Here is a 3,797-nt window from a genome sequence, read left to right as displayed (position 1 = left end):
GGCCACGCGCTTGCTCCCCCCTTGCGGTCGAGCGCTCAGGATACGGAACGAACGGCGGGCCGACCCGTCGGCCGGATACCCTGGCCACGTGCGGGCCCGAGCAAGCGGGTCCGCAAAGCCGACAGCCGTCGCACCAGGGAGAAGCCCCATGGCCACAGCAGCCACCCCGTCCATCACTCAGCAGAGCCGCGCGAACGCGTTGCGCGAAGCGCTCGCCACCCGGGTGGTGGTCGCCGACGGTGCCATGGGCACCATGCTCCAGGCGCAGGATCCGACGCTGGAGGACTTCCAGAACCTCGAAGGCTGCAACGAGGTCCTCAACGTCACCCGCCCGGACATCGTCCGGTCCGTCCACGAGGCCTACTTCGGGGTGGGCGTGGACTGCGTGGAGACCAACACCTTCGGCGCCAACTTCAGCGCGCTCGGCGAGTACGAGATCCCGGAGCGGATCTTCGAGCTGTCCGAGTCCGGCGCCCGGATCGCCCGCGAGGCGGCCGACGCCCATACCGCCGCCGACGGCCGCACCCGCTGGGTGCTCGGCTCGATCGGCCCCGGCACCAAGCTGCCGACCCTCGGCCACGCCCCGTACGAGACGCTGCGCGACGGCTTCCAGCGGAACGCGGCCGGCCTGATCGCCGGCGGCGCCGACGCGCTGCTGGTCGAGACCAGCCAGGACCTGCTGCAGACCAAGGCCGCGATCCTGGGCTCCAAGCGGGCCCTGGCCGAGGCCGGGCTGGACCTGCCCGTGCTGGTGCAGGTGACGGTGGAGACCACCGGCACCATGCTGCTCGGCTCGGAGATCGGCGCCGCGCTCACCGCGCTGGAGCCGCTGGGCGTGGACTACATCGGCCTCAACTGCGCGACCGGCCCGGCCGAGATGAGCGAGCACCTGCGCTACCTGGCCAAGAACGCCCGGATCGGTCTGTCCTGCATGCCGAACGCGGGCCTGCCGGTGCTCGGCAAGGACGGCGCCCACTACCCGCTCTCCCCGGCCGAACTGGCCGACGCCCACGACGTGTTCACCCGCGAGTACGGCCTCTCGCTGGTCGGCGGCTGCTGCGGCACCACCCCCGAGCACCTGCGCCAGGTGGTCGAGCGGGTCCAGGGCCGTCCGATCGCCCCGCGCGACCCCCGGCCCGAGCCCTCGGCGGCCTCGCTCTACCAGGCGGTTCCGTTCCGGCAGGACACCTCGTACCTGGCGATCGGCGAGCGCACCAACGCCAACGGCTCGAAGAAGTTCCGCGAGTCGATGCTGGCCGGCGACTGGCAGGCCTGCGTGGAGATCGCCCGGGACCAGATCCGGGACGGCTCCCACCTGCTGGACCTCTGCGTGGACTACGTCGGCCGCGACGGCGTCGCCGACATGAAGGAGATCGCGGGCCGGCTGGCCACCGCCTCCACCCTGCCGATCGTGCTGGACTCCACCGAGCCGGAGGTGCTGCGGGCCGGCCTGGAGGCGCTCGGCGGGCGCGCCGTGCTGAACTCGGTGAACTACGAGGACGGCGACGGCCCGGACACCCGCTTCGGCCGGATCGCCTCACTGGCCCGCGAGCACGGCGCCGGCCTGATCGCGCTGACCATCGACGAGGACGGCCAGGCCCGCACCGCCGCCAAGAAGGTCGAGATCGCCGAGCGGCTGATCGCCCAGCTGACCGGCGAGTACGGCGTCGACGAGGGCTCGATCCTGGTCGACTGCCTGGCGTTCACCCTGGGCACCGGGCAGGAGGAGTCGCGCCGGGACGGCATCGAGACCATCGAGGCGATCCGCGAGCTCAAGCGCCGCCACCCGGACGTGCAGACCACCCTCGGCCTGTCCAACATCTCCTTCGGCCTCAGCCCGGCCGCCCGCATGGTGATCAACTCGGTCTTCCTGAACGAGTGCGTCGAGGCGGGCCTGGACTCGGCGATCGTGCACGCCTCCAAGATCCTGCCGATGGCGCGGATCCCCGAGGACCAGCGCGAGGTCGCGCTCGACCTGGTGTACGACCGCCGCAGCGAGGGCTACGACCCGCTCCAGAAGCTGCTGCAGCTGTTCGAGGGTGTCTCCTCGTCCTCGGTCAGGGCCTCCAAGGCGGAGGAGCTGGCCGCGCTGCCGCTGGAGGAGCGGCTCCAGCGGCGGATCATCGACGGCGAGCGGAACGGCCTGGAGGCCGACCTCGACGAGGCGCTGACGGAGCGCCCGGCGCTGGAGATCGTCAACAGCACCCTGCTGGCGGGCATGAAGGTGGTCGGCGAGCTGTTCGGCTCCGGCCAGATGCAGCTGCCGTTCGTGCTCCAGTCGGCCGAGGTGATGAAGACCGCGGTGGCCCACCTGGAGCCGCACATGGAGAAGTCCGACGACGAGGGCAAGGGCACCATCGTGCTGGCCACCGTCAAGGGCGACGTCCACGACATCGGCAAGAACCTGGTCGACATCATCCTGTCCAACAACGGCTACAACGTGGTCAACCTGGGCATCAAGCAGCCGGTCTCGGCGATCCTGGACGCCGCGCAGGAGCACCGGGCGGACGTCATCGGGATGTCCGGCCTGCTGGTCAAGTCCACCGTGATCATGAAGGAGAACCTGGAGGAGCTGAACCAGCGCAAGCTGGCGGCCGACTTCCCGGTGATCCTCGGCGGCGCCGCCCTGACCCGCGCCTACGTCGAGCAGGACCTGCACGAGATCTACGAGGGCGAGGTCCGCTACGCCCGGGACGCCTTCGAGGGCCTGCGGCTGATGGACGCGCTGATCGCGGTCAAGCGCGGCGTGCCCGGCGCCACCCTGCCGGAGCTCAAGCAGCGCCGGCACGCCCGGGTCGAGGTGGAGGAGCCGGAGCCCGAGATCAACCTCGGCCAGATCCGCTCCGACGTCACGGTCGACAACACCGTGCCCGTCCCGCCGTTCTGGGGCGACCGGATCGTCAAGGGCATCCCGTTCGCGGACTACGCCTCCTGGCTGGACGAGGACGCGCTGTTCAAGGGGCAGTGGGGGCTGAAGGCCGCCCGCGCCGGCGACGGCCCCTCGTACGAGGAGCTGGTGGAGACCGAGGGCCGGCCGCGGCTGCGGGCCTGGCTGGACCGGCTGCAGACCGAGGGCTGGCTGGAGGCCGCCGTGGTCTACGGCTACTACCCGGCCAACTCCAAGGGCGACGACCTGATCGTCTTCCACGAGGACGGCACCGAGCGCACCCGCTTCACCTTCCCGCGCCAGCGGCGCGGGCGCCGGCTCTGCCTGGCCGACTTCTTCCGCCCGGAGGAGTCCGGGGTGCGGGACGTCGTGGGCCTCCAGGTGGTCACCATGGGCAACCGGATCTCGGAGGCGGCCAACGAGCTGTTCGCCGGCAACTCCTATCGGGACTACCTGGAGCTGCACGGCCTCTCGGTGCAGCTGGCCGAGGCGCTGGCCGAGTTCTGGCACGCGCGGGTCCGCTACGAGCTGGGCTTCTCCGGCGAGGACCCGCAGGACGTCAAGGACATGTTCGCGCTCAAGTACCGCGGCGCCCGCTTCTCGCTCGGCTACGGGGCCTGCCCCGAGCTGGAGGACCGGGCCAAGATCGCCGACCTGCTGAGGCCGGAGCGGATCGGCGTGGTGCTCTCGGAGGAGTTCCAGCTCCACCCGGAGCAGTCCACCGACGCGATCGTGATCCACCACCCGGAGGCGAAGTACTTCAACGCCCGGTAACGCCCGGTTTCCACCGCGTTCGCTCTTTCCGGACGAAGCGGGCGTATCGTTGATGATCCTGAACGGGCCGGTCCGCTCACCTGCGGGCCGGCCCGTGCCTTCCCCGGGGCCGCCCCGGGCCTGCCGGAAGGACCCC

General features: G+C 71.2%; 1 protein-coding gene. It reads left to right on the top strand.

Features of this window, described 5'->3' with window-relative positions; translation table 11 throughout:
* Positions 1 to 148 precede the first annotated feature (148 nt).
* Positions 149 to 3,661, top strand: a complete 3,513-nt coding sequence (gene metH, locus ACIQOV_RS31915) for a methionine synthase (RefSeq protein WP_401054171.1) — start codon at positions 149 to 151, stop codon at positions 3,659 to 3,661.
* Positions 3,662 to 3,797: the final 136 nt, after the last annotated feature.

It is taken from the genome of Kitasatospora sp. NPDC091257, assembly GCF_044757675.1.
Classification (GTDB): Bacteria; Actinomycetota; Actinomycetes; order Streptomycetales; family Streptomycetaceae; genus Kitasatospora; species Kitasatospora lactacystinica.
This window is presented reverse-complemented; position numbering and strand designations above follow the sequence as displayed.